Annotated in this window: 21 protein-coding genes; 13 read left to right on the forward strand and 8 right to left on the reverse strand. The window is 62.1% G+C overall.

Going from position 1 to position 23,422, the window contains the following annotated elements:
- Window positions 1-136 precede the first annotated feature (136 nt).
- From ABFY71_RS12400 to ABFY71_RS12415, 4 genes are all read right to left on the reverse strand, one after another.
- Window positions 137-1,939: a glycosyltransferase gene (locus ABFY71_RS12400; protein ID WP_347946311.1), complete on the reverse strand. Its 1,803-nt coding sequence runs from the start codon at window positions 1,937-1,939 to the stop codon at window positions 137-139.
- Between the two features lie 328 nt (window positions 1,940-2,267).
- The gene (locus ABFY71_RS12405) at window positions 2,268-3,287 is read right to left on the reverse strand and encodes an Hsp33 family molecular chaperone (protein WP_431021533.1); all 1,020 of its coding nucleotides are present in this window, start codon (window positions 3,285-3,287) and stop codon (window positions 2,268-2,270) included.
- 236 nt (window positions 3,288-3,523) lie between these two features.
- Complete coding sequence (gene argF / locus ABFY71_RS12410) at window positions 3,524-4,456, reverse strand: ornithine carbamoyltransferase (protein ID WP_305577096.1); 933 nt, start codon at window positions 4,454-4,456, stop codon at window positions 3,524-3,526.
- Between the two features lie 136 nt (window positions 4,457-4,592).
- Window positions 4,593-5,792, reverse strand: coding sequence for an aspartate aminotransferase family protein (locus tag ABFY71_RS12415; protein ID WP_305577093.1), 1,200 nt, complete (start codon window positions 5,790-5,792; stop codon window positions 4,593-4,595).
- 373 nt (window positions 5,793-6,165) lie between these two features.
- Here ABFY71_RS12415 and ABFY71_RS12420 point away from each other — a divergent pair, with 373 nt between their 5' ends.
- On the forward strand, window positions 6,166-6,732 hold the full coding sequence (locus ABFY71_RS12420; RefSeq protein ID WP_347946526.1) for a GcrA family cell cycle regulator: 567 nt from the start codon (window positions 6,166-6,168) through the stop codon (window positions 6,730-6,732).
- 625 nt (window positions 6,733-7,357) lie between these two features.
- On the opposite strand, the gene ABFY71_RS12425 is transcribed toward ABFY71_RS12420, so the two are convergent.
- Window positions 7,358-8,260: a LysR family transcriptional regulator gene (locus ABFY71_RS12425; RefSeq protein ID WP_347946313.1), complete on the reverse strand. Its 903-nt coding sequence runs from the start codon at window positions 8,258-8,260 to the stop codon at window positions 7,358-7,360.
- 130 nt (window positions 8,261-8,390) lie between these two features.
- Between ABFY71_RS12425 and ABFY71_RS12430 the strand changes: the two genes are divergently transcribed.
- Together ABFY71_RS12430 and ABFY71_RS12435 are read left to right on the forward strand one after the other, a co-directional pair.
- Window positions 8,391-9,110 (forward strand): hypothetical protein, encoded by a 720-nt coding sequence (locus ABFY71_RS12430; protein WP_347946314.1) that lies wholly within the window; start codon window positions 8,391-8,393, stop codon window positions 9,108-9,110.
- Window positions 9,111-9,194: 84 nt separating this feature from the next.
- On the forward strand, window positions 9,195-9,401 hold the full coding sequence (locus ABFY71_RS12435) for a hypothetical protein (RefSeq protein ID WP_347946315.1): 207 nt from the start codon (window positions 9,195-9,197) through the stop codon (window positions 9,399-9,401).
- A gap of 416 nt (window positions 9,402-9,817) precedes the next feature.
- On the opposite strand, the gene ABFY71_RS12440 is transcribed toward ABFY71_RS12435, so the two are convergent.
- The gene (locus ABFY71_RS12440) at window positions 9,818-11,104 is read right to left on the reverse strand and encodes a sensor histidine kinase (protein WP_347946316.1); all 1,287 of its coding nucleotides are present in this window, start codon (window positions 11,102-11,104) and stop codon (window positions 9,818-9,820) included.
- Window positions 11,105-11,191: 87 nt separating this feature from the next.
- On the opposite strand from ABFY71_RS12440, the gene ppk2 reads away from it, so the two are divergent.
- Window positions 11,192-12,049, forward strand: coding sequence for a polyphosphate kinase 2 (ppk2, locus tag ABFY71_RS12445; RefSeq protein ID WP_347946318.1), 858 nt, complete (start codon window positions 11,192-11,194; stop codon window positions 12,047-12,049).
- On the opposite strand, the gene ABFY71_RS12450 is transcribed toward ppk2, so the two are convergent.
- Entirely contained in the window at window positions 12,046-12,879 is an 834-nt protein-coding gene (locus ABFY71_RS12450; RefSeq protein WP_347946319.1) for a MurR/RpiR family transcriptional regulator, read from the reverse strand. The genes ppk2 and ABFY71_RS12450 overlap by 4 nt on opposite strands.
- A 94-nt stretch (window positions 12,880-12,973) precedes the next feature.
- On the opposite strand from ABFY71_RS12450, the gene ABFY71_RS12455 reads away from it, so the two are divergent.
- The 9 genes from ABFY71_RS12455 (at window position 12,974) to ABFY71_RS12495 (ending at window position 21,725) form a co-directional block, all read left to right on the forward strand.
- A complete protein-coding gene (locus ABFY71_RS12455) occupies window positions 12,974-13,744 on the forward strand; it encodes an N-formylglutamate amidohydrolase (RefSeq protein WP_347946320.1) in 771 nt (256 codons plus the stop codon).
- A gap of 39 nt (window positions 13,745-13,783) precedes the next feature.
- Complete coding sequence (locus ABFY71_RS12460) at window positions 13,784-14,296, forward strand: TRAP transporter small permease subunit (RefSeq protein ID WP_347946321.1); 513 nt, start codon at window positions 13,784-13,786, stop codon at window positions 14,294-14,296.
- Window positions 14,293-15,618 carry a TRAP transporter large permease gene (locus ABFY71_RS12465; RefSeq protein WP_347946322.1) on the forward strand — a complete coding sequence of 442 codons (1,326 nt, stop codon included), beginning with the start codon at window positions 14,293-14,295 and terminating at the stop codon, window positions 15,616-15,618. The genes ABFY71_RS12460 and ABFY71_RS12465 overlap by 4 nt, the downstream gene beginning before the upstream one ends.
- Window positions 15,619-15,746: 128 nt before the next feature.
- Window positions 15,747-16,805 carry a TRAP transporter substrate-binding protein gene (locus tag ABFY71_RS12470; RefSeq protein WP_305577441.1) on the forward strand — a complete coding sequence of 353 codons (1,059 nt, stop codon included), beginning with the start codon at window positions 15,747-15,749 and terminating at the stop codon, window positions 16,803-16,805.
- A 57-nt stretch (window positions 16,806-16,862) separates the two neighbouring features.
- The gene (locus ABFY71_RS12475; protein WP_347946323.1) at window positions 16,863-18,224 is read left to right on the forward strand and encodes a glutamine synthetase family protein; all 1,362 of its coding nucleotides are present in this window, start codon (window positions 16,863-16,865) and stop codon (window positions 18,222-18,224) included.
- Between the two features lie 61 nt (window positions 18,225-18,285).
- A complete protein-coding gene (locus ABFY71_RS12480; RefSeq protein ID WP_347946324.1) occupies window positions 18,286-18,753 on the forward strand; it encodes a DUF7662 domain-containing protein in 468 nt (155 codons plus the stop codon).
- The gene (locus ABFY71_RS12485; protein WP_347946325.1) at window positions 18,750-19,166 is read left to right on the forward strand and encodes a type II toxin-antitoxin system VapC family toxin; all 417 of its coding nucleotides are present in this window, start codon (window positions 18,750-18,752) and stop codon (window positions 19,164-19,166) included. The genes ABFY71_RS12480 and ABFY71_RS12485 overlap by 4 nt, the downstream gene beginning before the upstream one ends.
- Before the next feature lie 15 nt (window positions 19,167-19,181).
- On the forward strand, window positions 19,182-20,564 hold the full coding sequence (locus ABFY71_RS12490) for an aldehyde dehydrogenase family protein (protein WP_347946326.1): 1,383 nt from the start codon (window positions 19,182-19,184) through the stop codon (window positions 20,562-20,564).
- Window positions 20,565-20,570: 6 nt separating this feature from the next.
- Entirely contained in the window at window positions 20,571-21,725 is a 1,155-nt protein-coding gene (locus ABFY71_RS12495; RefSeq protein WP_347946328.1) for an iron-containing alcohol dehydrogenase, read from the forward strand.
- Window positions 21,726-21,840: 115 nt separating this feature from the next.
- On the opposite strand, the gene ABFY71_RS12500 is transcribed toward ABFY71_RS12495, so the two are convergent.
- Complete coding sequence (locus ABFY71_RS12500; protein ID WP_347946330.1) at window positions 21,841-23,310, reverse strand: mannitol dehydrogenase family protein; 1,470 nt, start codon at window positions 23,308-23,310, stop codon at window positions 21,841-21,843.
- Window positions 23,311-23,422: the final 112 nt, after the last annotated feature.

A 23,422-nucleotide genomic window follows, 5' to 3' on the forward strand; every position in this document is an offset into this window, starting at 1 on the left:
CCGACACTCCGCTGATCCGAGAGCCAATCTGAGCCAAATCATCTGACGACGGACAGGCACGACCTCCTAGGCTGCGGTTTCGCATCTATGGCACGAATATGTTATTTTTCAACAAAAATTCCGATTGGATTGCCGATCACTCCGCCCCCTCCACCGGCACATGGGGGGATTTGAACCAGTGGAACGGCCGCTGCAGCAGTTCGCGCAGGGCGTTGAGGGTGGCGCCGGCGATCAGCAGCCAGTAGAAGGGCAGCAGCAACTGGATGGCGAGCAGGCGCAGGTTTTTGGCGCGCGCCAGCCCCAGCGTGGTGATGGCGAAGGTGCTGCCATAGCCCAGCACCAGCACCCCGGTATAAAACACCGCCCAGTTCCGGCCATCAAACAGCGGCGCGCCGAGCGCCAGTTGCAGGGCCAGGCCAATGCCCAGGCCGCAATGCAGCAGCGGCGCGGCAATCATGCCCAGCACCAGCACTTCAAAGGCCAGCATCGGGCCCAGTCCCATCTCGGCGGCCAGCCGGCCCGGATTGCGGTTGTGCACGATGAAGGTCTGCATCCAGCCCTTCATCCAGCGGGTGCGCTGGCCCTGCCAGGCGCCGAGCCGGGTGGGGGCGTGTTCGCGCGTATTGGAGGCCAGGGTTTCCACGCGCAGGCGGCGCCGGGCCAGCCGCATGCCGAGATCGGCATCTTCGGTGACGTTGAAGGCGTCCCAGCCGCCGATCTGGCGCAGCGTGGCGGTACGGAAATGGTTGGAGGTGCCGCCCAGCGGGATTGGCAGGCGCCAGCGCGCCAGCGCCGGCAACAGCACCCCGAACAGCGCGGCATATTCGGCGGCAAACAGCGCGGCCAGCCAGCCGCGCTCGCCATTGTCGATCAGCAGGCGCGCCTGCTGGCAGACCAGATCGGGATGGTCGCGGAAGCGCAGCGCGGCCTGCCAGAGCTGATCGGGGTCGGGGATGTCTTCGGCATCATAGACCACGACATGCTCGCCCCGGCAGAGCGGCAGCGCGAAATCGAGGGCCTTGGGCTTGGTGCGGGGCGCCGCGTCGGGCACCAGCACCAGCGAGACGCGCGGATCGCCCAGCCGCGCCCGGATCGCGGCAATGGTGGCGCGCGAGCCCGCTTCGACCACAAATTTGATGTCGAGGCGGGCGGGCGGGTAATCCAGCGCCCACATGGCGGCGAACAATTGCGGGATCATCCTGGCCTCGTTGCGCAGCGGGATCAGGATCGAATAGACCGGCAATTGCGCATCGGGCGGCCGCTGCGGCGGCGCCAGCGGGCGGCGGGGCGTGGCCAGGGCGGCCAGCCGGATGGAGGAAGGTCCAACCAGCAGGGTCAGCGCCACGGGCAGCAGCCAGGCTTCGGCAATGAAGGGCGCCAGCAGCGCCATGGCCAGCAGCAGCAGCAGGCCCGCGGCAAAGCCGTAGCGGGCCGGCGTGGTCAGTTCGAGCTGGGCGGCGGCATAGGGCCAGATCTGCGCCAGGCGCTGCCGGGCCGCGGTAATCAGATCGCCTGACGCGGTGCGGGTCAGATAGTCGCGCAGGGCCGGCGCGGGCAGCATGCAGATGGTCCTGCGCAGTCGCGGGCTGGCCCGCAGGCGCTGCCGCAGCCGCAGCACGCCGAAAAAGTCGGGGGCGGTGAAATCAACCGCGCGGTCGAGCACCTGCATGCGAAACAGCCGTACCCCGGCCAGGTCTTCGAGCCGCATCGGCTCGATGGTGCCGACCAGGCCGTGCGGCACGCGGTCGAAAAACGCGCACCCCGCCCAGGCGGCCGCCCGTTGCATGGCCAGCGTCTCGTCAACGCCACAGGCCAGCACGCCATGCAGCAGCGGATCGATTTCGCCGGCCAGCGCCGCTGCCAGCAACTGGCTGGCATGGGCGTCATCGGCACAGGCATCGCCCAGCACGGCCCGGATCAGCTCGAGCGCCTCGGACACGGCGCGCGCGCCGGCTCAGCGTCGCCGTCGCCGCCCAAGTCTGGCCCGCGCGCTGTCAGCCCGACACATCTTGGCCATTGCGACAATAGTCACCTGCATGGCTTTACCCCCAAAGCTGCTTGGATGATCGGTCTGGATTGGTCGGCACGAGGTGCGGCTGAGCCCTGCAGCCGCGCATGGCCAAACGCCATGCCCACGGCCTCCAGCCGGAGGCCATAATCAATAAATCAACGACCCGATATTGCTTGGATTTGATTCCATTTGCAAGTCGCGAAGCAAAATCACCCACGAAGACTGGCGGCAACCAGTCTTCGCGGGCGTAGCCGGCTCAGTGCTTGACGGCAAACTGATGCGGATTGAAGTGATAGGCGGTCGAGCAGAACTCGCACACCACTTCGATTTCGCCATTGACCGCCATTTCTTCGCGATCTTCGGCCGTAAAGCTGGTGGCCAGCATGTCCTCGATGCGGTCGGCCGAGCAGCTGCAGCGCTCCACCAGGGGCATGGGCGTAAACACCCGCACGCCGGTCTCGTGATAGAGGCGGAACATCAGGCGTTCCGAGCTCAGTTCGGGGTCGGCCAGTTCCAGATCGTCCAGCGTGGCCATCAGCGCCTTGGCCTCGGTCCAGCCATCATCGGGATCGGCGGGCTGCATATTGGAGAAATCGCCGTCGCCGGGCAGGTCGGCGACCCGCGACATGCCATGTTCGGGCAGATGCTGGATCAGCACGCCGCCGGCGCGCCAGTGCGGCCGATGATCGCCCTTGCGGGTGAATTCGGCCACCGCCAGGCGCACCTGGGTGGGGATCTGCTCCGATTGCATGAAATAGGTGTGCGCGACTTCCTCGAGCGAATTGCCCTCAAGCGCCACGATGCCCTGATAGCGCTCCATGTGCTCGCCCTGGTCGATGGTCATGGCCAGATGGCCATTGCCCAAGAGGTCAGCTGGCCTGGTGCGGCCCTCTTCGGCGGCCTTGAGCAGCAGCTCCTGGTCAAAGCGGGCATAGCCGCGCAGCCCGTCGGGCGCGTCAAAATCCACCACGATCAGGTTCACCGGCCCATCGGTCTGGGTCTGCATGATGAACTTGCCGGAAAACTTCAGCGAGGAGCCGATCAGGGCGGCCAGCACCACGGCCTCGCCGAGCAGGCGGGCAACCGGGGCGGGATAGGCATGGCGGGTGAGGATGGCGTCGAGGGCCTCGCCGAGCCGCACGCTGCGGCCACGGGTATTGAGCTTGTCGAGGCTGAACGGCACAACCGTATCGTCGCCGCTTTCCGGGCGATCCAACCCCAGGGCAGTCATCAGGTTATCGGTCATGGGCGTATTATCCGTCGTCATTCTGGTCAAATCGCTTTCAGGTCGGCGGGGCCATAATGGGTATAGCCCGCAAACTCGGCAAGAGTTTGCGGGCTGCGCGCACCGAACTGCGATGAGCTGCTGTTTGGGCTGAGCCGAACCAAAGGTCCGCGCCAGCGAATATGGTGACTTTCGAGAACCGAAGCGGAGCGTACATTGGTACGTGAGCACCGGAAGCGCAGAAAGCCGCCATTTGCAGGCCGGCCCAGACAGCAGATCGAAGCAGTTTAGTTCACGTCGGCACCAAAGGCCCAGCACAGGATGGCTTTTTGGGCATGCAGGCGGTTTTCGGCCTCGTCCCACACCACCGATTGCGGACCGTCGATCACCTCGTCGGTCACCTCATCGCCGCGATGGGCGGGCAGGTCGTGCATGAACAAGGCGTTCTTGTCCGCCAAGGCCATCAAACTGGTGTTCACCTGGTAGGGTTTCAAGACCCGGCGGCGTTCGGCGATGTCGACATCGCCCATCGAGACCCAGGTATCGGTGATGACGAGGTCAGCGCCCGCCACGGCGTCGCGCGGATCGTGGATCAGCTTCACATATTCGCCAGCGCGGCGGATATCGTCCATCAGGTCCTTTTCCGGGCTGTATTCCTCGGGCGTGGCGATGGTCAAATGGCACTGGAACAGCTCGGCCGCGTTGACCCAGGAATGCAGCACATTATTGCTGTCGCCGACCCAGGCCACCTTGGCGCCCTTGATGTTGCCGCGATGCTCCTCAAAGGTCATCAAATCGGCCATGATCTGGCAGGGATGGGCGCGCCGGGTCAGCCCGTTGATCACCGGGACCGAAGCGGCGTCGGCCAGATCGAGCAGATCGGCGTGGCTGAGAATGCGGATCATGATCGCATCGACATAGCGGCTGAGCACCCGGGCGGTATCGCCGAGCGTTTCCTCGCGGCTCAGCTGCATCTCCTGGCCGGAAAGCATGATGGTCTCGCCCCCCAATTGCCGCATGCCGACATCGAAGCTGACGCGGGTGCGGGTCGACTGGCGCTCAAAGATCATCGCCAGGACCTTGTCCTTGAGCGGCTGGGGCCGATCGCCCTGCTTGAGGCGGGACTTGAGCGAGCCGGCGGCGTCAAGCATGCCGCGCAGTTCGGGCTGGGTGAAATCGTCGATGGAAATAAAATGCCGTGGGGTGCCGGTCGAATTCATGGGCCGGGTTCCTTTTGTGACGCTATGAAGGGGGCCGCGACGCGGGGCGTGCGGTTGATGCCTCCCCTCCCCCATGAGGGGAGGAGGGAGCGCGATCATCGTCGGCGTCGCGCCTGCGCGAAGTTCAGCATGTGGTTCACCCGGCCGCCGGGACCGAAGCCGTTTCAGCTTCAATGGCGTCGAAGGCGGCACCGAGCTTGGCGACGGCTTCCTCGATCTCGGCCTCGGTGACGATCAGGGGCGGGATCAGCCGCAGCACATTGTCGCCCGCGCCAATGGCGAGCATCTGGTGATCATCGCGCAGCCGGGCGACGAAGTCGCGCACGGGCGGGGTGATCTTGATACCGGCCAGCAGGCCCTTGCCGCGCAGTTCGAGCACATAGTCGGGGTATTTCTGCGCCAGCTGCTGCAGATGCCAGGCCAGTTTCTGGCCCATCTGGTTGACGTGGTCGATGAAGCCGGGCGCCAGGATCCGGTCCAGCACGGCATTGCCTACCGCGCAGGCCAGCGGATTGCCGCCATAGGTGGAGCCGTGCGTGCCGGGCACCATGGAGGCGGCAACCTCGCCCTTGGCCAGGCACGCCCCGAGCGGAAAGCCGCCGCCAATGGCCTTGGCCACCGCGACGATATCGGGGGTAATGCCGCTCCACTCAAAGGCAAAGAAGCGGCCGGTCCGGCCATAGCCGCACTGCACTTCGTCCAGGATCAGCAGCAGGTCGTGCTCGTCGCACAGCGCCCGCAGGCCCTGCATGAATTCGGGCGTCATGGCCGTGACGCCGCCCTCGCCCTGCACGGTCTCGATCAGGATGGCGCAGGTCTGGGGCCCGATCAGCGCCTTGACGGCATCGAGGTCACCGGGGGCGGTGTGCTTGAAGCCGGGCATGGCGGGGCCAAAGCCCTCAAGATAGCTCGGATTGCCGCCTGCCGCGATGGTGCCCAGGGTGCGACCATGGAACGAGCCGGTAAAGGCGATGATCTCATAGCGATCGACTTCACCCTTGGCCCAGAAATAGTGCCGCGCCGTCTTGATGGCGCATTCGAGCGCCTCGGCGCCCGAATTGGTGAAGAACACCGAGTCCGCGAAGGTGGCGTCCACCAGGCGCTGGCCCAGCCGTTCCTGCTCGGGAATGGAGAACACATTGGAGGTGTGCCACACCTTGTCGGCAGCGCTCTTGAGCGCCGTAACAAGATGGGGGTCGCCATGCCCCAGTGCGTTGACCGCGATGCCGGAATGAAAGTCGAGATACTGGCGACCCTGCTGATCATAAAGGCGCATGCCTTCGCCCCGCTCAAAAGCGAGATCGGAGCGGGCATAAGTGCCAAATAGCGCAGACATGGGTCGAATTCCTTCTCAAAGGTCGGGGTTGTTTACATCGTACAGTTCGGTTCGTGACAATAGCGCCACAAAAACCAAAAACGCGCCTGTCTCGCAGCGCGTTTCATCATCGGAGTTAGGCTAGTTTTCCCAGATAAGTCAATGATCACGGGCTTGGCCTTCGATTTGACTCAAACTTCGTTAAGATAATTTTAACCAGTGAATTTACGGGGAAACTCCCGCCCGACGCTTGATCCCGATTCCTCACATGGCGTAAACTCACTGTCATTGGGAGCACGATATCTCGTGTGGCGGACCCACTCAACATACGACGCCTAGCGTTTGATGGTTGCCATGGTTATTTGGCGGCACAATGAAGGATTCTGTTTTGACGATGGTTTCAGGAGCACAACCGGCAGGCTGGACGGACGAACGCGTCGAGACCTTGAAGAAGCTCTGGATGGAAGGGTTGAGCGCGAGCCAGATTGCTGGCCAGCTCGGCGAAGGGGTGACCCGCAATGCCGTGATCGGCAAGGTGCACCGCCTCAAACTTTCCGCACGGGCCAAGCCAACCAATTCGACACCCCGGGCACGTCCGGCAGCGCGCACTGCGCCGCGCCGGGTCGCCAGCCCTTCAGTGGGCGCCTCCAATATGGGATCGGCGAGCAAGATGCGGTCATCCATGCCGCAGCGACCGCAGACCATGGGCGCGACCGCCCTGGCGCACAATCCCGAGATGGAACAGCAGCTTTATGTGGCCCCGGCCGTGCAGGAGCTGTTCATTCCCGAGGACAAGCGCCTCAACCTGTTGCAGCTGAGCGAGAGCACCTGCAAATGGCCCATCGGCGACCCGCTGCACAAGGATTTCTACTTCTGCGGCCAGCATAGCCTGGAAAGCGGCCCGTATTGCGAGTTCCACTCCAAGCGCGCCTACCACCAGGTCGACAAGAAGCGCCGCTAAGGCGAAATCGAACGAATTAAAGAAGGGCGCCACTGGCGCCCTTTCTGTTTGGCATGACCTGTTTGGCATGACGACCAGCGGCCCAAGCGTGGAACTGGAGGGGCGGCGGAAACCGACCCCGTTTCGGTCGTTTGGAACGGTTGGTGGTAGTGCTGGAACCTGCTGTAGCCTGGATCGCCCCACCCACCTTGCGTCACCCTCGGGCTTGACCCGAGGGCACTCCACTTGACGAGGCCGTGGCCGGGATTGCACCATCTAACTTGTCTGCATCCATCCGATTGTCTTCCCAGCGAGCAACCAGGCGAACGCCTTGAAGTACAGAGCCCTCGGGTCAAGCCCGAGGGTGACGGCCAGTGGTTGGATCGATCTCGGAAAGCTGAATCGGAGGCATGGCAGAAAGCGACCCCATTGTCGCCGTTCGGAGCGCCGCGTTCGGCGCCCGAAACCTGCCGTTCATTCACTTCCACCCGACGGCAAAGTCGGGGACGCCTGCTGAAGAGGTCATCAGGGAAATCAAGCGGCTCCTCAAGATTGAAAAGAACCCACCCACTGATGCCGAGAGAGTCTGGTCTGAGCCCAAAGTGACGATTGCTGCACGATGGGCGAATGTCGATTACCGACCTCACTACGCCAGCGTGCGCATCATCTCACGGATCAGATCATTTGTCTCTGGTCTCGTCGTTTGGTGCCGATATCGAAGGGCCAAAACAGTTCTTGATATTTCAAGACCATCGATGGGTTTCGACACCAGGCCCATGTCCGAAGGAATAGCGGTGGCTGGCAGGATCACCGCACCTGACCCTTGCCGAGCAAGTTCAACTAACCAATCCACGCGATTTGACCGATAAGCCGCGTAGAGTTCGTGACCATGATCCGCGCAGGTCCCATGCAAAACATCCCGCATTTCGCAATTTAGGCGGTCAAGCATGTCAGTTTTAGCAAGAGTCGCAAGAGAGATCGCACTTAGTTCAGACAACGGATGCGACTTTGACACCACGACCTTGTAGTCCTCTTCATAGAGATGGTCTATACGATAGAGGTCTTCACTGACCTTCTCTGCGGTGACTACAACGTCAAATTCACCATCTCGTAACCCGGCAAGAAGCTCGGAGGTTGACGCAACGATCAATTCTATTTCGGCTTGCGGCAATCGCGTACGAGTACGCTCCATAGCTGCCGAAATCCTGTTGTGGCCAATCGTTTCTCCGACACCGACAGAGATTGGCACCCGCTCCAAGCGCATATGACGGATCGCCTCCGCCTTCGCCTGTCTCGTCTCATCATGAGCCTTCTGCAATCTTGGCTGCATGAGTTTTCCCAGCGTCGTCAGCCTGCATCCCGCACGGTCTCTGACAAACAGGTCACCTCCAAGCTCGTCTTCAAGTTTCTTGATCGCAGTCGTCAAGGAAGGCTGGGAGACATTGGAGGCGCTGGCTGCGTGGGTGAAGTTTCGGTGCTCGCAGACAGCTAGAAAATACCTGATCTGGTTCATCTCCATCGCCGCATCCTCCGTTACATCTTCAGCCACACCATCAAACCAACTTCAATAGTCAATGTCTATCAAAGAATAGAATTTCGGAATTGGGCTCGGGCGCATTCGGCATGGGACAAAAGTGCATCGAAACCAAACCTGAAGCACTTCAAATCAGGAGACGACCATGAAAACGCAAATCCTTCAGACAGTCGCCGCACTGGCGCTGATCACAACTTCTGCAACTGCACAGGACAACCCAATGGTAAATCATACAGCCAGCTACATCGCCATGCCGGCCGCCGAAGGCCAGACCGGAGCTTTCGCGGAGTTTCTGGCTGGTGCCGCAGCGATCGTGCGGGACACAGAGCCGGGCACCGTCCTTTGGTTTGCTCTGCAAGCCGATGACACGCTCGCAATCTTTGACATCTTCGCAGACGAAGAAGCACGCGACGCTCACTTCTCAGGAGCGGTTGCTGCGGCTTTGAACCAAAACGCCGACGCGCTGGTCGACGGCGGATGGGACGACGGTGTTGTCGCGAATATCAACAACTCCGATGTCCTGTCGGTGAAGGCGCCGGTTGATCTCTCCACGGCAACGACCGCCACTTACATCAAGCTCGAAGCTGCTCCTGGTAAAGGCCCCGAATTGGCAGCCTTGCTGACCGCCGCCGGCCCCATCGTCGCAGAAACTGAACCCAAGACATTGTTCTGGGCGGCGCTGCAGATTGACGAGACCAACTTCGCCATCTTCGACATCTTTGCCGACAACTCTGGCCGCGAAGCGCACTTTGCCGGACAAGTCGCCGGACTCCTGAATGAAAAGGCTTCAGAATTGATCTCAGGTGGATGGGACGACGGTGTGGTGGCAAACGTCCACAATTTCGAAATCCTCGCTAACAAGTAATCTCGAGGTGACTTGAGAAAGAAGTGCCCGGTGCAACCCATCGGGCGCTTTGCTGTTTGAATTTAGATTCACGCCAAAGCGGCCGTGCCGGAACTGGCAAGCGAAGCTCGCACTCGCCTCCGGCTTGGAAAGGGCGGCTATCGGCGGGAACATGTCCGCGCCTTCGCCCAACACGCCGAGATCGCGGACGACGCGATCTACATCAAGGTCAGCAAAAAACACCCTATTGAGGACGCCGCAAGCGGCAGTCGAACGGCCAGAAAGGGGCGCATTGCGGTCGAAGTACAGTAGCCTGCTGAACGGCCGCTTTCCCGGCCTGAGCGCCCAGAAGCGGTCGGGCAGATTGCCACCCCATTTTTGACTTGAAGCAGACCTTCACCTTGCCCCTGCCTGCATATGGGAAGGAGCGATGGCAATCCTGGCTGATTTATCCCCGCCGCCAAAACCGCGCGCATAATCCTCCCATCACTCCGCACGGGCGGCCTGCAGGCGAACAGTGGCGGGGTGAGCCGGGTGTGGTCTTTGCCTGCCGCACAGGTTCCAGTCCGGCCGTGTGGGGGCGAGCGATCCCCGTGCCGCCGTACAGTTCCAAAAACCGGCGCTCCGAGACGGTTTCGTCTCGTTTTTAACTTTACCAGAGGCGAAAGCCGTCTCGGGGTCCGTCCGCTCATTGAAAACCGCGCCACAGGCGGCGCTTCTGCACGGTCCTAAGGCAGCAACACTTCCACGCGCATGCCCTCGCCGGGCTTGCTCTTGATCGAAAGCTGGCCGCGATGACGATTGACGATGTGCTTGACGATGGCCAGCCCCAGGCCGGTGCCCTTCTTCTTGCGGCTGGCGTCGGCATCGATGCGGTAGAAGCGCTCGGTCAGCCGCGGCACATGTTCGGGCTCCACACCCTGGCCGTAGTCGATCACCGTGACCATGTGCTGGAAACCGGTGCGGCCGGCTGGCTCGAGGCTGACGTCGACGAACCGGCCGCCCGCGCCATATTTGATGGCATTGTCGAGCAGGTTCTCGAATACCTCATAGAGCTGGCCGCGATCGCCAATGGTGGTCGAGGACCCCGCAAACAGATTGAGCCGGATGTCGATTTCGGCGGCCTTGGCCTGGGTCATCAGCCCCTCGCGCACTTCGCGCAGCAGGGCGGCCAGATCAATGCTGCCGGTGGGCCGCACATGCTGGTGCATTTCAATGCGCGACAGGCTGAGCAGATCGTCGATCAGCTTGCTCATGCGTTCGGCCTGGCCCTGCATGATGCCGAGGAATTTCTCGCGTGCCGCCGTATCCTTGGCCGCCGGCCCGAGCAGGGTATCGATGAAGCCGCGCAGCGAGGCCAGCGGCGTGCGCAATTCATGGCTGGCATTGGCGATGAAATCGGAACGCAGCGCCTCGACCTGCTTGAGTTCGGTCAGGCTCTGGAAGGTCACGAGCAGTTGACGATCCTCATCGCTCAACCAATCCAGGCCCGGCCGGTTGAGCGGCGCCACCACCACCTTGTGCCAGGTCTGCGAGGGCACCGTTTCGTGCAGTTCGATGCTGGACGTCCTGCCGGTGCGCATCGCCACATCGATGGCCCGCACCAGATCGGGATTGCGCATGGAAAAGCTGATGGGATTGCCCGTGCTGACGCCGGGATATTCCTGCCGGGCGGCCAAATTGGCGTGCAGCACGATGCGGCGCCGGTCCAGCACCAGGCAAGGCTCGATCAGGGCATCGGCAAAGATGGCCACCGTGCTGGCCGGCATGTCCAGGAGAAGCGGGGACGCCGCCGTGTCGGGGTCCGATGGGGAGCTCGCCCGGGTGGGCAGCAGCGCAATGCCGGCCAGCAGGGCGGCAAAGCCGATTATGGCGCCGACCAGGCTCAGACCGGCGAACAGCACCAGCGCCGCAAATACCACTGCGCCGCCGGCCAGCAGGCCGATCTGTTGCAGCAGGCGAGACAGCATGTCCTGGAGATATTGGCCGGCCGTGCGGCTGGGGGCTTGGTTCATTGGTGCGGGTGCTTCAGACAGAGGGCAATCCCCTTGCGTGAGGGGGCGTCTCTATAGCACGGTGAATATAACAACGGAGCAACAAGAGTGACTGATCCAATCGACGGCTTCGATATCGAAAATCCCGAACTGCCCAAAGCCATCAAGAAGCGCGCCATGGCCTCGGGGGGATACCCTTATGACGATAAGCTGGATCGCGACAGCTATGAAGCCCGGATGTACGCCCTGCAAAAACAATTGGTGACCCTGCAGGCCCATCTGGCGGCCAGCGGCGAGCGCATCATGATTGTGTTTGAGGGGCGCGACGCCGCCGGCAAGGGTGGCACCATCAAGCGCTATCTGGAAAACCTCAACCCGCGCTATTCCATCATCGCCGCCCTGCCCAAGCCCAATGATCGGGAGCGGACGCAGTGGTATTTCCAGCGCTATGTCGACTGGATGCCGGCGGCCACCGAGACGGTGCTGTTTGACCGCTCCTGGTACAACCGGGCCGGCGTGGAAAAGGTGATGGGTTTTTGCACCCCCAAGCAAACCGAGCACTTTCTTGAGGAAGCGCCGGAATTTGAAAAGCGTATCACCAAAGACGGCATTCACCTGTTCAAGTTCTGGCTGTCGATTGGCCGCGAGATGCAGCTCAAGCGCTTCCATGACCGCCGCCACGATCCGCTCAAAGTGTGGAAGCTGTCGCCGATTGATCTGGAAGCCCTGACGCGGTGGAGCGATTATACCGAGGCGCGTGACGCCATGATCGAGCGCACCCATACCGAGCACGCTCCCTGGACCGTGGTCCGTACCAATGACAAGCGCCGGGGGCGGATTACCCTGATCCAGAGCGTGCTGCACCGGCTCGACTATGCCGGCAAGGACACTGAGGCCATTGGCGAGATCGATGCCAGCATCTGCTTTGATGGCCCCAATTTCCTCAGCATGGACAAGACCGACTAGGGGCGCTCGATCGCACCCATGCGCTTGCTGGCAGTGGTCCAGGTCAGTTCGGTGGTGCGCGCCAGCACGGCCTCGACCACGGTCAGCAGCGCGCCATTGGCGTCCCAGGTGCGGCCCATTTCGGTGTATCCGGGCAGCACCAGCTTGGCAAAGCGACTGACCGGGCTCATCCATTCATCGGTGATCAGCACGATCTGGACGCGCTTGGCTGCCAGGTCGCTGGCCAGTTGCAGGAGGGCAGGATCATAGCGGCGGACGTCAAAAATGATGGCGGTATCGCCATCCCGGACGTCGAGCATCTGGTCGGCCAGGGTGGCGGGCCTGCCGTCGAACCGGCGCACCCCCGGCCGGATCAGGCGCAGATGGGCCTCCATATAGCCGGCGAGAAAATCGGTGAACCGGCCGCCGGCCAGCCAGCAGGTGCCCCGGCTTTCGGCCAGTCGCGTGCAGACCGCCTCAAACTCGGACGCCGGGATCAGCGCTGCCGCCCGGCGCAGATTGTCCACCGCCTGGGCGATGAAGTGGTCGAGGAAGCGGGGATCATCCAGGCTTTCGCTGCTGCCGGTGGGGCTGCGCTGCAGGGGCGATTTGGAGCGCTGCTCCATTTCATCGCGCAGGGCCCGCTGGAAGTCGGGATAGGATTTATAGCCAAGCTGGGCGACAAAGCGCAGCACGCTGGCGGAACTGACGCCGGCATGCAGGGCGAACTCGGCCACAGGCGCCAGGCCAAGGGTGGGATAGGAGCCGAGCAGGCCGCGCGCTGCGCGTTTTTCGGCGGCGGTCAGGCCGGCGATTGCATCGTGAATGCGTCCGGCAACTGATTTTCCCACCGCGGTACTCCTGATTGCATGCATTCAGCATTGACAGTTTTTCCAATTATGAAACTACTGTTACAGAAGTTAATCAATCCCGCGTAGGGGCCAAATGGTCAGAGAAGAGCAAAAGCCGATATTGGTGGCCAATGCGCAGGGGCAATCGCCCTTCGTGATTGTGTGTGACCACGCCAGCAATCGCATTCCGGCTCGCTATGGCGATCTGGGGCTGACCATGACGGAACGGGCCAGCCATATTGCGTGGGACCCCGGTGCATTGTCGGTCAGCCGGGCGCTGGGGGACCTGCTTGATGCGCCGCTGGTCCAATCGACCGTGTCGCGACTGGTGATCGACTGCAATCGCGATGTGGATGCACCCGAGCTGATCTGGACACTGTCGGAGGCCACGCGCATCCCGGCCAATGAGGCGCTCAGCCCCGAGGAGCGGCAGTACCGGATCGACCACTACCATCGACCCTATCACGATGCGATCGAGGCCCTGCTGGACGACCGTCGTCATGCCGGGCAGGTGAGCATACTGATCTGCATGCACTCCTTCACCCCGATCTATCACGGGGTGGCGCGGCCCTGGCCGATTGGCCTGATTCACGGCGTTGACACGCGCTTTACCCAGGCCTTGCGCGACGCGCTGGCTGCGGAAGACCCGGCACTCAATATCGGCTGGAACGAGCCCTATGCCGCGCTCAATGGGGTGACGCTGACGCTGGAGCGCCATGGCGATGGGCGCGGGCTTGATGCCACCATGATCGAACTGCGCAATGACGAGATCCTTGAACCAGCCGGGGTGACCCTGTGGTCGGGCCGGCTGGCACGGTGCCTTGAGATGGCACGACAGGCGCTGTTGCCAACCAAACACGGATAGCTGGAGCAAACCGATGACCCAGAGACAGGAACCAGCATCGTGCCCAAGCCGATAGTCTTCTTTGTCAGATGGGTGGATCGCATCAACCTCTATGCGGGGCGGTTGGCCATGGTGATCTTCTTTGCCATGGCCTCCATCATGCTGTGGTCGACAGTGTCGCGCGCCGTATTCGGCGTCTCGGTCAACTGGTCCTTGGAAATGACCCAGTTCCTGCTCTCGGCCTTCTACCTGCTGGGCGGCGCCTATTCCCTGCAGCATGGGTCCCATGTCCGCATGGATCTGTTCTACAGCCGGCTCTCGCTGCGCCGGCGGGCAGGCCTGGACGCGGTCACATTGCTGGCCGTCATCTTCTTTCTCGGGGTGCTGCTCTGGGGCGGCATTTCGAGCACGCAATATGCCATTCAGTACAACCAGAAGAACTACTCCGCCTGGTCGCCCGTGCTCTGGCCGGTCAAGGTTGCCATGACCATCGGCATTTTCCTGATGCTTCTGCAAGTCATCGCGCAATTGTTCCGAGATGTGGCGCAGGCGATGGATAGGCCGATTACATGACACCCGAACTCATCACCCTCTTCATGTTCGCCACCATGATGGTGCTGCTGTTTACCGGGCAGCGCGTCTTTGGCGTCATCGGCTTTGTCGGCTCGGCGGCCGCGCTCTGGCTATGGGGGCGCGGCGCCGTCGAGATGCCGTTCAATCAGGCCTTCCAGGTGCTCAACTGGTACCCGCTGATCACCGTGCCTTTCTTCGTGTTCATGGGCTACATGATGAGCGAGAGCGGCATCGCCTCTAACCTCTACCGCATGTTCCATGTCTGGTTCGGTTCGGTCCGGGGCGGGCTGGCGCTGGGCACGATGGGGCTGATGGTGCTGATTTCCTGCATCAACGGGCTGTCGGTGGCCGGCATGGCCATCGGCGCCACCATTGCCCTGCCCGAACTGCTCAGGCGCGGCTATGACAAGATCATGGTCACCGGGGTCATTCAGGGCGGCTCGTCGCTGGGCATCCTGATACCACCCAGCGTGGTGCTGGTGCTGTTCGCCATGATTGCGCGGGCACCGGTAACCGAATTGTGGCTGGCCGGCATCATGCCCGGCCTGATGATGGCCAGCATTTTCGGGATCTATGTCTATGTCCGCTGTCGCATCCAGCCGGAAATGGGCCCGCCGATTTCGCCCGAGGAACTGGCGGAGATCACCCTGGGTGACAAGCTCGTGCTGCTGCGCGAGGGCCTCATGCCGGTGGCGGTGTTCGCCATCATGATGACGCTGTTCCTCACCGGCACGACCAGCCTTACCGAAAGCTCGGCCGTGGGGGCGCTGTTGGCAACGGTGGCGGCGGCTCTGTCGGGCAAGCTCAACTGGCAGGTCCTGGAGTCAACGACGCGAAACACGCTGCTGATCAGCTGCATGTTTCTCTGGATCATCCTGGCCGCGCTGTGCTTCTCGTCGGTCTATGACGGGCTGGGCGCCGTACGGGCCATTGAAAACCTGCTGCTGAACACCTTTGGGCTCGATCCCTGGGGCATACTGATCCTGATGCTGCTCAGCTTCGTGGTCATGGGCATGTTCCTCGATGACACGGCCATGCTGGTGATCGTCGCGCCGCTCTATATTCCGCTGGTGCGGCTGCTCGGCTTCGATGTGATCTGGTTTGGCATTCTCTACACCATCACCTGCCAGATCGCCTACATCACCCCGCCCTTCGGCTACAATCTGTTCCTCATGCGCGCCATGGCGCCGCCCGAAATCGGGCTGAGCGATATCTATCGCTCCATCCTGCCATTCGTGCTGATGATGGTCCTGACCGTGGTCCTGCTGATGATCTTTCCGCAGATCGCGCTGTGGCTGCCTGGCCTTTATGCCGGACGCTGAGGGGGACCATGGTGAACCGCATACCAACACAAGAAGGGAGGCGCTGAACGAGCAAGTCCGACGTCGAGTCCAATCATGCGTTCCGGCAAGTCTGCTCGGAACGTCAACATCAAGGGGATGAAACAGACATGACTGATCTTCTCAACAAGCGTAACTTTCTCAAGCGGGCAGGCCTGGCCACCGCTGGCGCTGTAGGCGCCACGGCGCTGGCAACGCCCCATGTCAAGGCGCAGGAGCCGATCCGCTGGCGCCTGCAGACCTATGCCGGTCCGGCGCTGGCCGAACATGTGGTCAAGAACGCCATCGACTGGTTCAACATCGCGGCAAACGGCGAGATGGTCATCGAACTCTATACGGCCGACCAGCTGGTGCCGCATGGCGAGCTGTTCCGCGCCGTCCAGACCGGCACGATTGACGCCGCCCAGAGCGACGACGACTCCGCCGCCGCACCGGTGGACGTCAAGGTGTTCGGCGCCTATTTCCCGCTGGCCTCGCGCTATTCACTCGACGTTCCCGCGCTCTGGCACTGGCGTGGTCTGAAAGAAATCTGGGAAGAGGCCTATGCCGAAATCCCGGACGTGACCTGGCTGTCCACCGGCGCCTGGGATCCCTGCAATTTCGGCACGACCAAGCCGATCAACTCGCTGGCCGACCTCAATGGCCTGCGTGTCTACACCTTCCCCACGGCGGGCCAGTTCCTGTCCAAATATGGCGTGGTTCCGGTATCGCTGCCCTATGAAGATGTCGAGCCGGCACTGCAGACCGGTGAACTGGACGGCATCTGCTGGAGCGGCACCACGGAGCTGCACACGGTCGGCTGGGCCAATGCGCTCAAATACTACCTGACCAACCCGCTTTCGGGTGCCTGGGCCGGCTCCTACTTCGTCAACACGGCACGGTGGAACGAGTTGCCGCCACACCTGCAGCAGCTCTACCGCATGATGATCGACTCCTCGCACTATTATCGCCAGCACTGGTACTGGGCCGGCGAAGCCAACTTCCGCCTCAACGGCAAGCTCGAGCTGACGACCATTCCCGAGGCTGAATGGAAGCAGGTGGAAACCGACGCTGTCGCCTTCTGGGACGATATCGCCAAACAGTCGGACCGCAGTGCCCGGGTGGTCGAGATCATCAAGCAGTACAACGCCGATATGGAACTGGCGGGCCCGCCATACCGCTACAGCTGAACCGATTAACCCGGCCGCGCCATCGCGGCCGGGATACCCTGTATCCTGGAGATTGAAATGGCCGCCTACAGTCTTGCCGAGCTGAAAAAGGATGTTGCCGCAGGCAGTGTCGACACCGTGCTTGTCGCCTTTCCCGACATGCAGGGGCGGTTGATCGGCAAGCGCTTCCAGGCCGAGTTCTTCGTGGAAGTGGCCCATGACGAGACGCATGCCTGCAACTATCTCATGGCCGATGACATCGACATGGAGCCGGTACCGGGCTACGCGGCGGCCAACTGGGGGAAGGGCTATGGCGATTTCGTCATGAAGCCGGATCTGGCGACCCTGATGAAGGCGAGCTGGCTCGAAGGCACAGCCATCGTGCTGTGCGACCTCGCCGACCATCACCAGGCCCCGGTTGCCCACAGCCCCCGCGCCATGCTCAAGGCACAGATCGATCGCCTCGCTGCCATGGGCTATACGGCCAATGCAGCGACCGAGCTCGAATTCTACCTGTTCGACGAGGATTATCGCACCATCAGCCAGAAGGGCCACGCGCGGGCCCAGACGGCGGGCGACTACATCCAGGATTACAATATCTTTCAGACCACCAAGGAAGAGGGCGTGATGCGCGCGCTGCGCAAGCACCTGCAGGCTTCCGGCATTCCGGTGGAATCCTCCAAGGGCGAATGGGGCCCGGGGCAGGAAGAGATCAACGTCAAATATTCTGACGCCCTGACCATGGCCGACCGCCATGTGGTGCTGAAAAATGCCACCAAGGAAATCGCCTGGGCCCAGGGCAAGGCTGTGACCTTCATGGCCAAGTGGGACTATGGCCTGGCCGGCTCATCGAGCCATATCCACATGTCGCTGGCCGACAAGTCCGGCAAGCCGCTGTTTGTTGACGACAAGGACGAGCGCGGCATGAGCGCGCTGATGAAGCACTTCATGGCCGGGCAACTGGCCTATGCACGCGACATCACCTATTTTCTGGCGCCCTATATCAATTCGTACAAGCGCTTTCAGGCCGGCACCTTCGCGCCCACCAAGGCGATCTGGAGCCCGGACAATCGCACCGCCGGGTTCCGCCTGTGCGGCGAAAACTCGAAATCCATTCGCACCGAGTGCCGTATTGGCGGCGCTGATCTCAACCCCTATCTGGCGATGGCAGCGCTGATTGCGGCGGGGATCAAGGGTATCGAGGAAAAGCTCGACTTGCCGCCCGCCTTTGTCGGCGATGCCTATGTCAGGGAGCAATTGCCGGAGATCGCCAAGACCCTGCGCGAAGCCACCGACTGGTTGCGCCGCTCGGACCTGCTCAAATCGGCATTTGGCGCCGATGTCATCGCCCACTATGTGCACACTGCCGAATGGGAACAGCTCGAATATGACCGCCGGGTGACCGACTGGGAACTCAAGCGCGGCTTCGAACGGAGTTAGTACGTTACTATTGAACAGTACAGTACATACTGTTATCTTCGACCGCAGTACGGAGGTAGTTATGTCCAAATATGAACCATTGTACCAGCATCTGACGGCATCAGATCATGAACGGCTGGAGCTTGGCTTCGCCGATGTCGAGGAGATCTTGGGCTTTGTGCTCCCCGCCTCCGCGCGCCGTTACGCCGCCTGGTGGAGCAACACTGATGGCAGTCATGTTCAGGCACAGGCCTGGTTGCGGGCGGGTTACGAAACAACAGACGTAGACGTGCCGGGCGAGCGACTGGGTTTTGTGTCAACCAAGCTGAAAAAAGGATTTGGAGAAATGTCGCAAACATACCTGGATCCGCTAGATCAACCGACGCTGCCCACCAAACAGCACCCGCTGTTTGGAAGCATGAAGGGCACCTCGATCATCATGCCAGGCGTTGACTTGACTCAGCCGGCGGACGTCGATTGGGCCAATGTCTATGACGACGCCTATGATCATGGTGTTGTCGTCGAGCAGCAGGGTCTCAAGCGTCCGTGAGCGCCCCCCTTCTTCTCGATACCTGCGCTGCAATCTGGATGGCGGAGGCTGCCCATATTGAGCCGGCGGCAGTTGCGGCAATGAACGAGAGCGCGACAAATGGAACGCCGGTACTGATCTCGCCCATTTCGGCCTGGGAGCGGGCATTGCTGGTCGCCAAGGGTCGATTGAGATCACCACTGCCGCCCAAGGTCTGGTTTGATCGTATTCTAACAACGGGTGGCCTTAAACTCGCCCCGCTGACGCCGGATATTCTTGCCGATGCATCCTTTCTGCCTGAACCGCTGCATCGCGATCCCGCCGACCGGATCATTATCGCCACCGCCCGGTCGCTGGACCTGACAATTGTGACCCGGGACGTGCTCATTCTCGATTATGCCGGCCTCGGCCATGTCCGCGCCATCGCCTGCTGACAAAAGGAAGTCCCCATGACCGAGACGGTCAAAATCATCTCCCCCGTCGATGGCAGCCTTTATGCCGAGCGCAGTGTTGCCAGTAGCATCGACATCGAAACGGCGGTCATTCGCGCGCAGATGGCACGGCGGGCCTGGGGGGAAACCACCCTGCCCGAGCGGCAGAAGATCGTCAGCCACATGGTGGACGCACTGCTGCTGATGAATGACGAAATCGTGCCCGAACTGGCCTGGCAGATGGGGCGGCCGGTGCGCTATGGCGGCGAAAGAGGCGGTGTTGAAGAGCGTGCCCGCTACATGATCGGACTGGCCACCAGCGCGCTGGCGCCAACCGAACTGCCGCTGAAAGACAATTTTACCCGCTACATCACCCGCGAAGCCCTGGGCGTTGTGCTGGTGATTGCGCCGTGGAACTACCCGTTCCTGACGGCGGTCAATTCCATCGTCCCGGCGCTGGTAGCGGGCAATTCGGTCATCCTCAAGCACGCCAGCCAGACGCTGCTCGCCGGCGAACGCTTCGCCCTGGCCGCCGAACAGGCTGGGCTGCCCACCGGACTGTTCCAGAATCTGGTGATGGGTCATGCCGATACCGAAGCGCTGATCGGCTCGGGGCAAATCGACCACATCAATTTCACCGGCTCGGTGGAAGGCGGTCGCCGCATCGAAAAGGCCGCCGCCGGCACCTTTGCCACGCTGGGGCTGGAACTGGGCGGCAAAGACCCCGCCTATGTGCGCGCCGATGCCAAGCTTGAGCATGCCGTGGAAGGCCTGGCGGACGGCGCGTTCTTCAACTCCGGCCAGAGCTGCTGTGGGGTCGAACGCATCTATGTGCATGGTGATGTCTATGACCGTTTCGTGGATGACTTCCTTGAAGCGGCCAGCAGCTGGACGCTGGGCAATCCGCTCGATGCGGCGACCATGGTGGGGCCGATGGCGCGCGGCAGCTTTGCCGATCATGTGCGGCAACAGACCGAAGAAGCCGTGCGCGGCGGCGCCACGGCGCGGCTCAATACGCGCCACAGGCTGGATGTGCCCGGCTCGCCCTATCTGACGCCGGAGGTGCTGACCGGGGTCAATCACCAGATGAGTGTGATGCGCGAGGAGAGCTTTGGCCCGGTGGTCGGCATCATGAAAGTGGCCGACGACGACGAAGCCATCGCCCTGATGAATGACAGCCCCTATGGCCTGACTGCCTCGATCTGGACCAACGATCTCGATGCTGCGGCCAAGCTGGGCGAGAGTATCCAGACCGGGACGGTATTTGCCAATCGCTGCGATTATCTCGATCCGGCGCTGGTGTGGACCGGCGTCAAGGACACGGGCAAGGGCGGCAGCCTGAGCGAGATCGGCTACGCCAATCTGACGCAGCCAAAATCCTATCACTTGAAACGGGTGTGACCCAAAATGACCAAAGCCAATTGGAATTACCCGACCACCATCAAGTTCGGCCCCGGCCGCATTGCCGAACTGCCTGAAGCGCTCAAAAGCGCCGGCATCAGCAAGCCCTTGCTGGTGACCGATGCGGGGCTGGTCAACCTGCCGGTGACGCAGAACACCATCAAACTGCTCGCTGATGCCGGCATTTCCGTCGGCGTGTTTGCCGATGTCAAACCCAATCCGATTGCGGCCAATGTCGAGGCCGGCGTCAAGCAACTGCGCGAGGGCGGCCATGATGGCGTCATCGCCTTTGGCGGCGGCTCGGGGCTCGACGCGGGCAAGGTCATTGCCTTCATGGCGGGCCAGACCCGGCCGATGTGGGATTTCGAGGATGTTGGCGATTGGTGGACCCGTGCCGACCCCAAGGGCATCCTGCCGATCATCGCCGTGCCGACGACAGCCGGAACCGGCTCGGAAGTCGGTCGCGCCGGGGTCATCACCGACGAGACCACGCACACCAAGAAGGTGATCTTCCACCCGCTGATGATGCCAAAGATCGTCATCGCCGATCCCGAGCTGACCGTGGGCATGCCAGCCTTCATCACCATCGGCACCGGCATGGACGCACTGGCCCATTGCCTCGAAGCCTATTGTGCGCCGGGCTATCACCCCATGGCCGACGGCATAGCCGTGGAAGGCATCAGGCTGGTCATGGAAAACCTGCCCAAGGTGGTGACAAATCCCAACGATCTCGAAGCGCGCGGGCACATGATGAGCGCTGCCGCGATGGGCGCCACCGCTTTCCAGAAGGGGCTCGGGGCCATTCATGCGCTGAGCCATCCGGTTGGCGCGCTCTATGACACCCACCATGGCATGACCAATGCGGTGTTCATGCCCTATGTGCTGATCGTCAACCGCGCCGCCATTGAAACGCGCATCGCCCGGCTGGCTGCCTATCTGGGTCTCGCGCCAAGCTTTGAGGCATTCCAGCACGCGGTCATCGGCCTGCGCATGCGGCTCGATGTGCCGCACACGCTGGTGGCGTTCAAAGTCGACAATTCCAAGCGCGAACTGATCGGCGAGATGGCGATTGTCGACCCCACCGCGGGCGGCAATCCGGTGGAACTCACCAAGGCCCTGGCGCTGGAGATCTTTGACCGGGCCATGGAAGGCCGGATTTAAGTAGGAATTCCCCCACCCGGCATCCCCCAAAAGGGGGAGGAGTCAGTTTGGCGTGAGACAACGCCCATGCGTAGAGCTGCTCCTCCCCCTTGAGGGGGAGGCTGGGTGGGGGTGACTAACCCACCAGCTCCCGGATCGTCGCGACCACGCCATCGTCGAACAGGCTTTCGAGCTGGGTGACCACCGCATCGCCAAAGGCCTGGTTGTCGGCGAGATCGGTGCCGAACACTTCATTGAGCGCCACCAGCCCGACATAGAGCGCTTCGGCATCGTCGCCCGCTTCGGCGGCAATGGCCATCATGCGCATGGCGAGCGGATCGCGCACATCGATGTTGTCGCCCTTCTCGTCAATGCCCACGACGTAACGCATCCAGCCGGCAACCCCCAGGGCCAGACGATCAAAGGACTGGCCGGCCTTGAGGCGGTCTCGGATAGTGCCGAGCAGGCGCTGCGGCAGTTTCTGGCTGCCATCCATGGCGATCTGCCAGGTGCGGTGCTGCAGGGCCGGATTGGCAAAACGCGCCAGTAGCTGGTCGCGATAGGCGCCCAGATCGGTGCCCGGCATGTCCAGCGTCGGCATGGCCTCTTCGGTCATCAGCCCGTGGATCAACCGGTGAAAGGCCGGATTGGCAATGGCCTGGGACACATATTCATGGCCCGCCAGGTAGCCGAGATAGGCAATGGTGGAGTGGCTGCCATTGAGCATGCGCAGCTTCATGCGTTCGAACGGCTCGACGTCGGCGACCAGTTGCGCGCCGACCGTCTCAAACGGCGGGCGGCCCTGCGGGAACTTGTCCTCGATCACCCATTGGGTGAAAGGTTCGGTCATGATCGGCCAGGCATCTTCTGCCCCGATCAGGCCGGCAATCGTCTCGCGATCGGCATCAGTGGTCGAGGGCACGATGCGGTCGACCATGGTACCGGGAAAGGCCACGTGCTGCTTCACCCAGTCGCCGAGCGCGACATCGCGCAGGCGGGCAAAGCGGGTGACGATGCGCTGCACGGTTTCGCCATTGGAGGGCAGATTATCGCAGCTCATCACGGCAAAGGGCGGCACACCAGCCGCGTGCCGGCGCGCCAGCGCTTCGACCAGCATGCCCGGCGCCGATTTCGGCGCAGCCGGATTGGCCAGGTCATGGGCGATGTCGGGATGACGTTCATCGAGTTCGCCGGTTGCCGGGTCGTGGCAGTAGCCCTTCTCGGTCACCGTCAGCGAGACGATGCGGATCTTGGGGTCGGCCATCAGCGCCAGCAATTCGTCGCGCTGGGTATTGCCATCGAGCACGCTGAGGATGGAGCCGATCACGCGGGGATGGGTCCCCGCCGCATCGCGCACGGCAATGGTGTAAAGCCCATCCTGGGGTTCAAGCGCTTCCTTGGTGTCGGGGCGGCGCAGGCTGGCGCCGACAATGGCCCAATCGGGGTGAGTCTTGAGCAGGTCATCGACATAGACCGCCATATGCGCGCGGTGAAAGGCGCCGATACCCAGATGCACGATCCCAGGGGTCAGCGTGCTGCGATCGTAATTGGGCACAGCCACCCCGGCGGGAATGCTGTTCAGGGTCTTGGCGCTCAGACGCGTCATGGAAATCTCCGGCGAAACAAATTTGGCGGCACCATAGTGCCTTCTGATCTTGTATGGAAGATACTGGCTTGCAGGCAAATGGGCTTTACCGGCATAAGCCTCAGGCACGCAA

It is taken from the genome of Devosia alba, from assembly GCF_039938915.1.
GTDB lineage: Bacteria > Pseudomonadota > Alphaproteobacteria > Rhizobiales > Devosiaceae > Devosia > Devosia alba.

Coding starts and splice junctions, on each gene's coding strand:
- argF (WP_305577096.1), bottom strand. CDS start 4,456: ATGAATTCGACCGGCACCCCACGGCATTTTATTTCCATCGACGATTTC.
- ABFY71_RS12415 (WP_305577093.1), bottom strand. CDS start 5,792: ATGTCTGCGCTATTTGGCACTTATGCCCGCTCCGATCTCGCTTTTGAG.
- ABFY71_RS12420 (WP_347946526.1), top strand. CDS start 6,166: ATGGTTTCAGGAGCACAACCGGCAGGCTGGACGGACGAACGCGTCGAG.
- ABFY71_RS12430 (WP_347946314.1), top strand. CDS start 8,391: ATGAAAACGCAAATCCTTCAGACAGTCGCCGCACTGGCGCTGATCACA.
- ABFY71_RS12440 (WP_347946316.1), bottom strand. CDS start 11,104: ATGAACCAAGCCCCCAGCCGCACGGCCGGCCAATATCTCCAGGACATG.
- ABFY71_RS12455 (WP_347946320.1), top strand. CDS start 12,974: ATGGTCAGAGAAGAGCAAAAGCCGATATTGGTGGCCAATGCGCAGGGG.
- ABFY71_RS12465 (WP_347946322.1), top strand. CDS start 14,293: ATGACACCCGAACTCATCACCCTCTTCATGTTCGCCACCATGATGGTG.
- ABFY71_RS12470 (WP_305577441.1), top strand. CDS start 15,747: ATGACTGATCTTCTCAACAAGCGTAACTTTCTCAAGCGGGCAGGCCTG.
- ABFY71_RS12475 (WP_347946323.1), top strand. CDS start 16,863: ATGGCCGCCTACAGTCTTGCCGAGCTGAAAAAGGATGTTGCCGCAGGC.
- ABFY71_RS12480 (WP_347946324.1), top strand. CDS start 18,286: ATGTCCAAATATGAACCATTGTACCAGCATCTGACGGCATCAGATCAT.
- ABFY71_RS12490 (WP_347946326.1), top strand. CDS start 19,182: ATGACCGAGACGGTCAAAATCATCTCCCCCGTCGATGGCAGCCTTTAT.
- ABFY71_RS12495 (WP_347946328.1), top strand. CDS start 20,571: ATGACCAAAGCCAATTGGAATTACCCGACCACCATCAAGTTCGGCCCC.
- ABFY71_RS12500 (WP_347946330.1), bottom strand. CDS start 23,310: ATGACGCGTCTGAGCGCCAAGACCCTGAACAGCATTCCCGCCGGGGTG.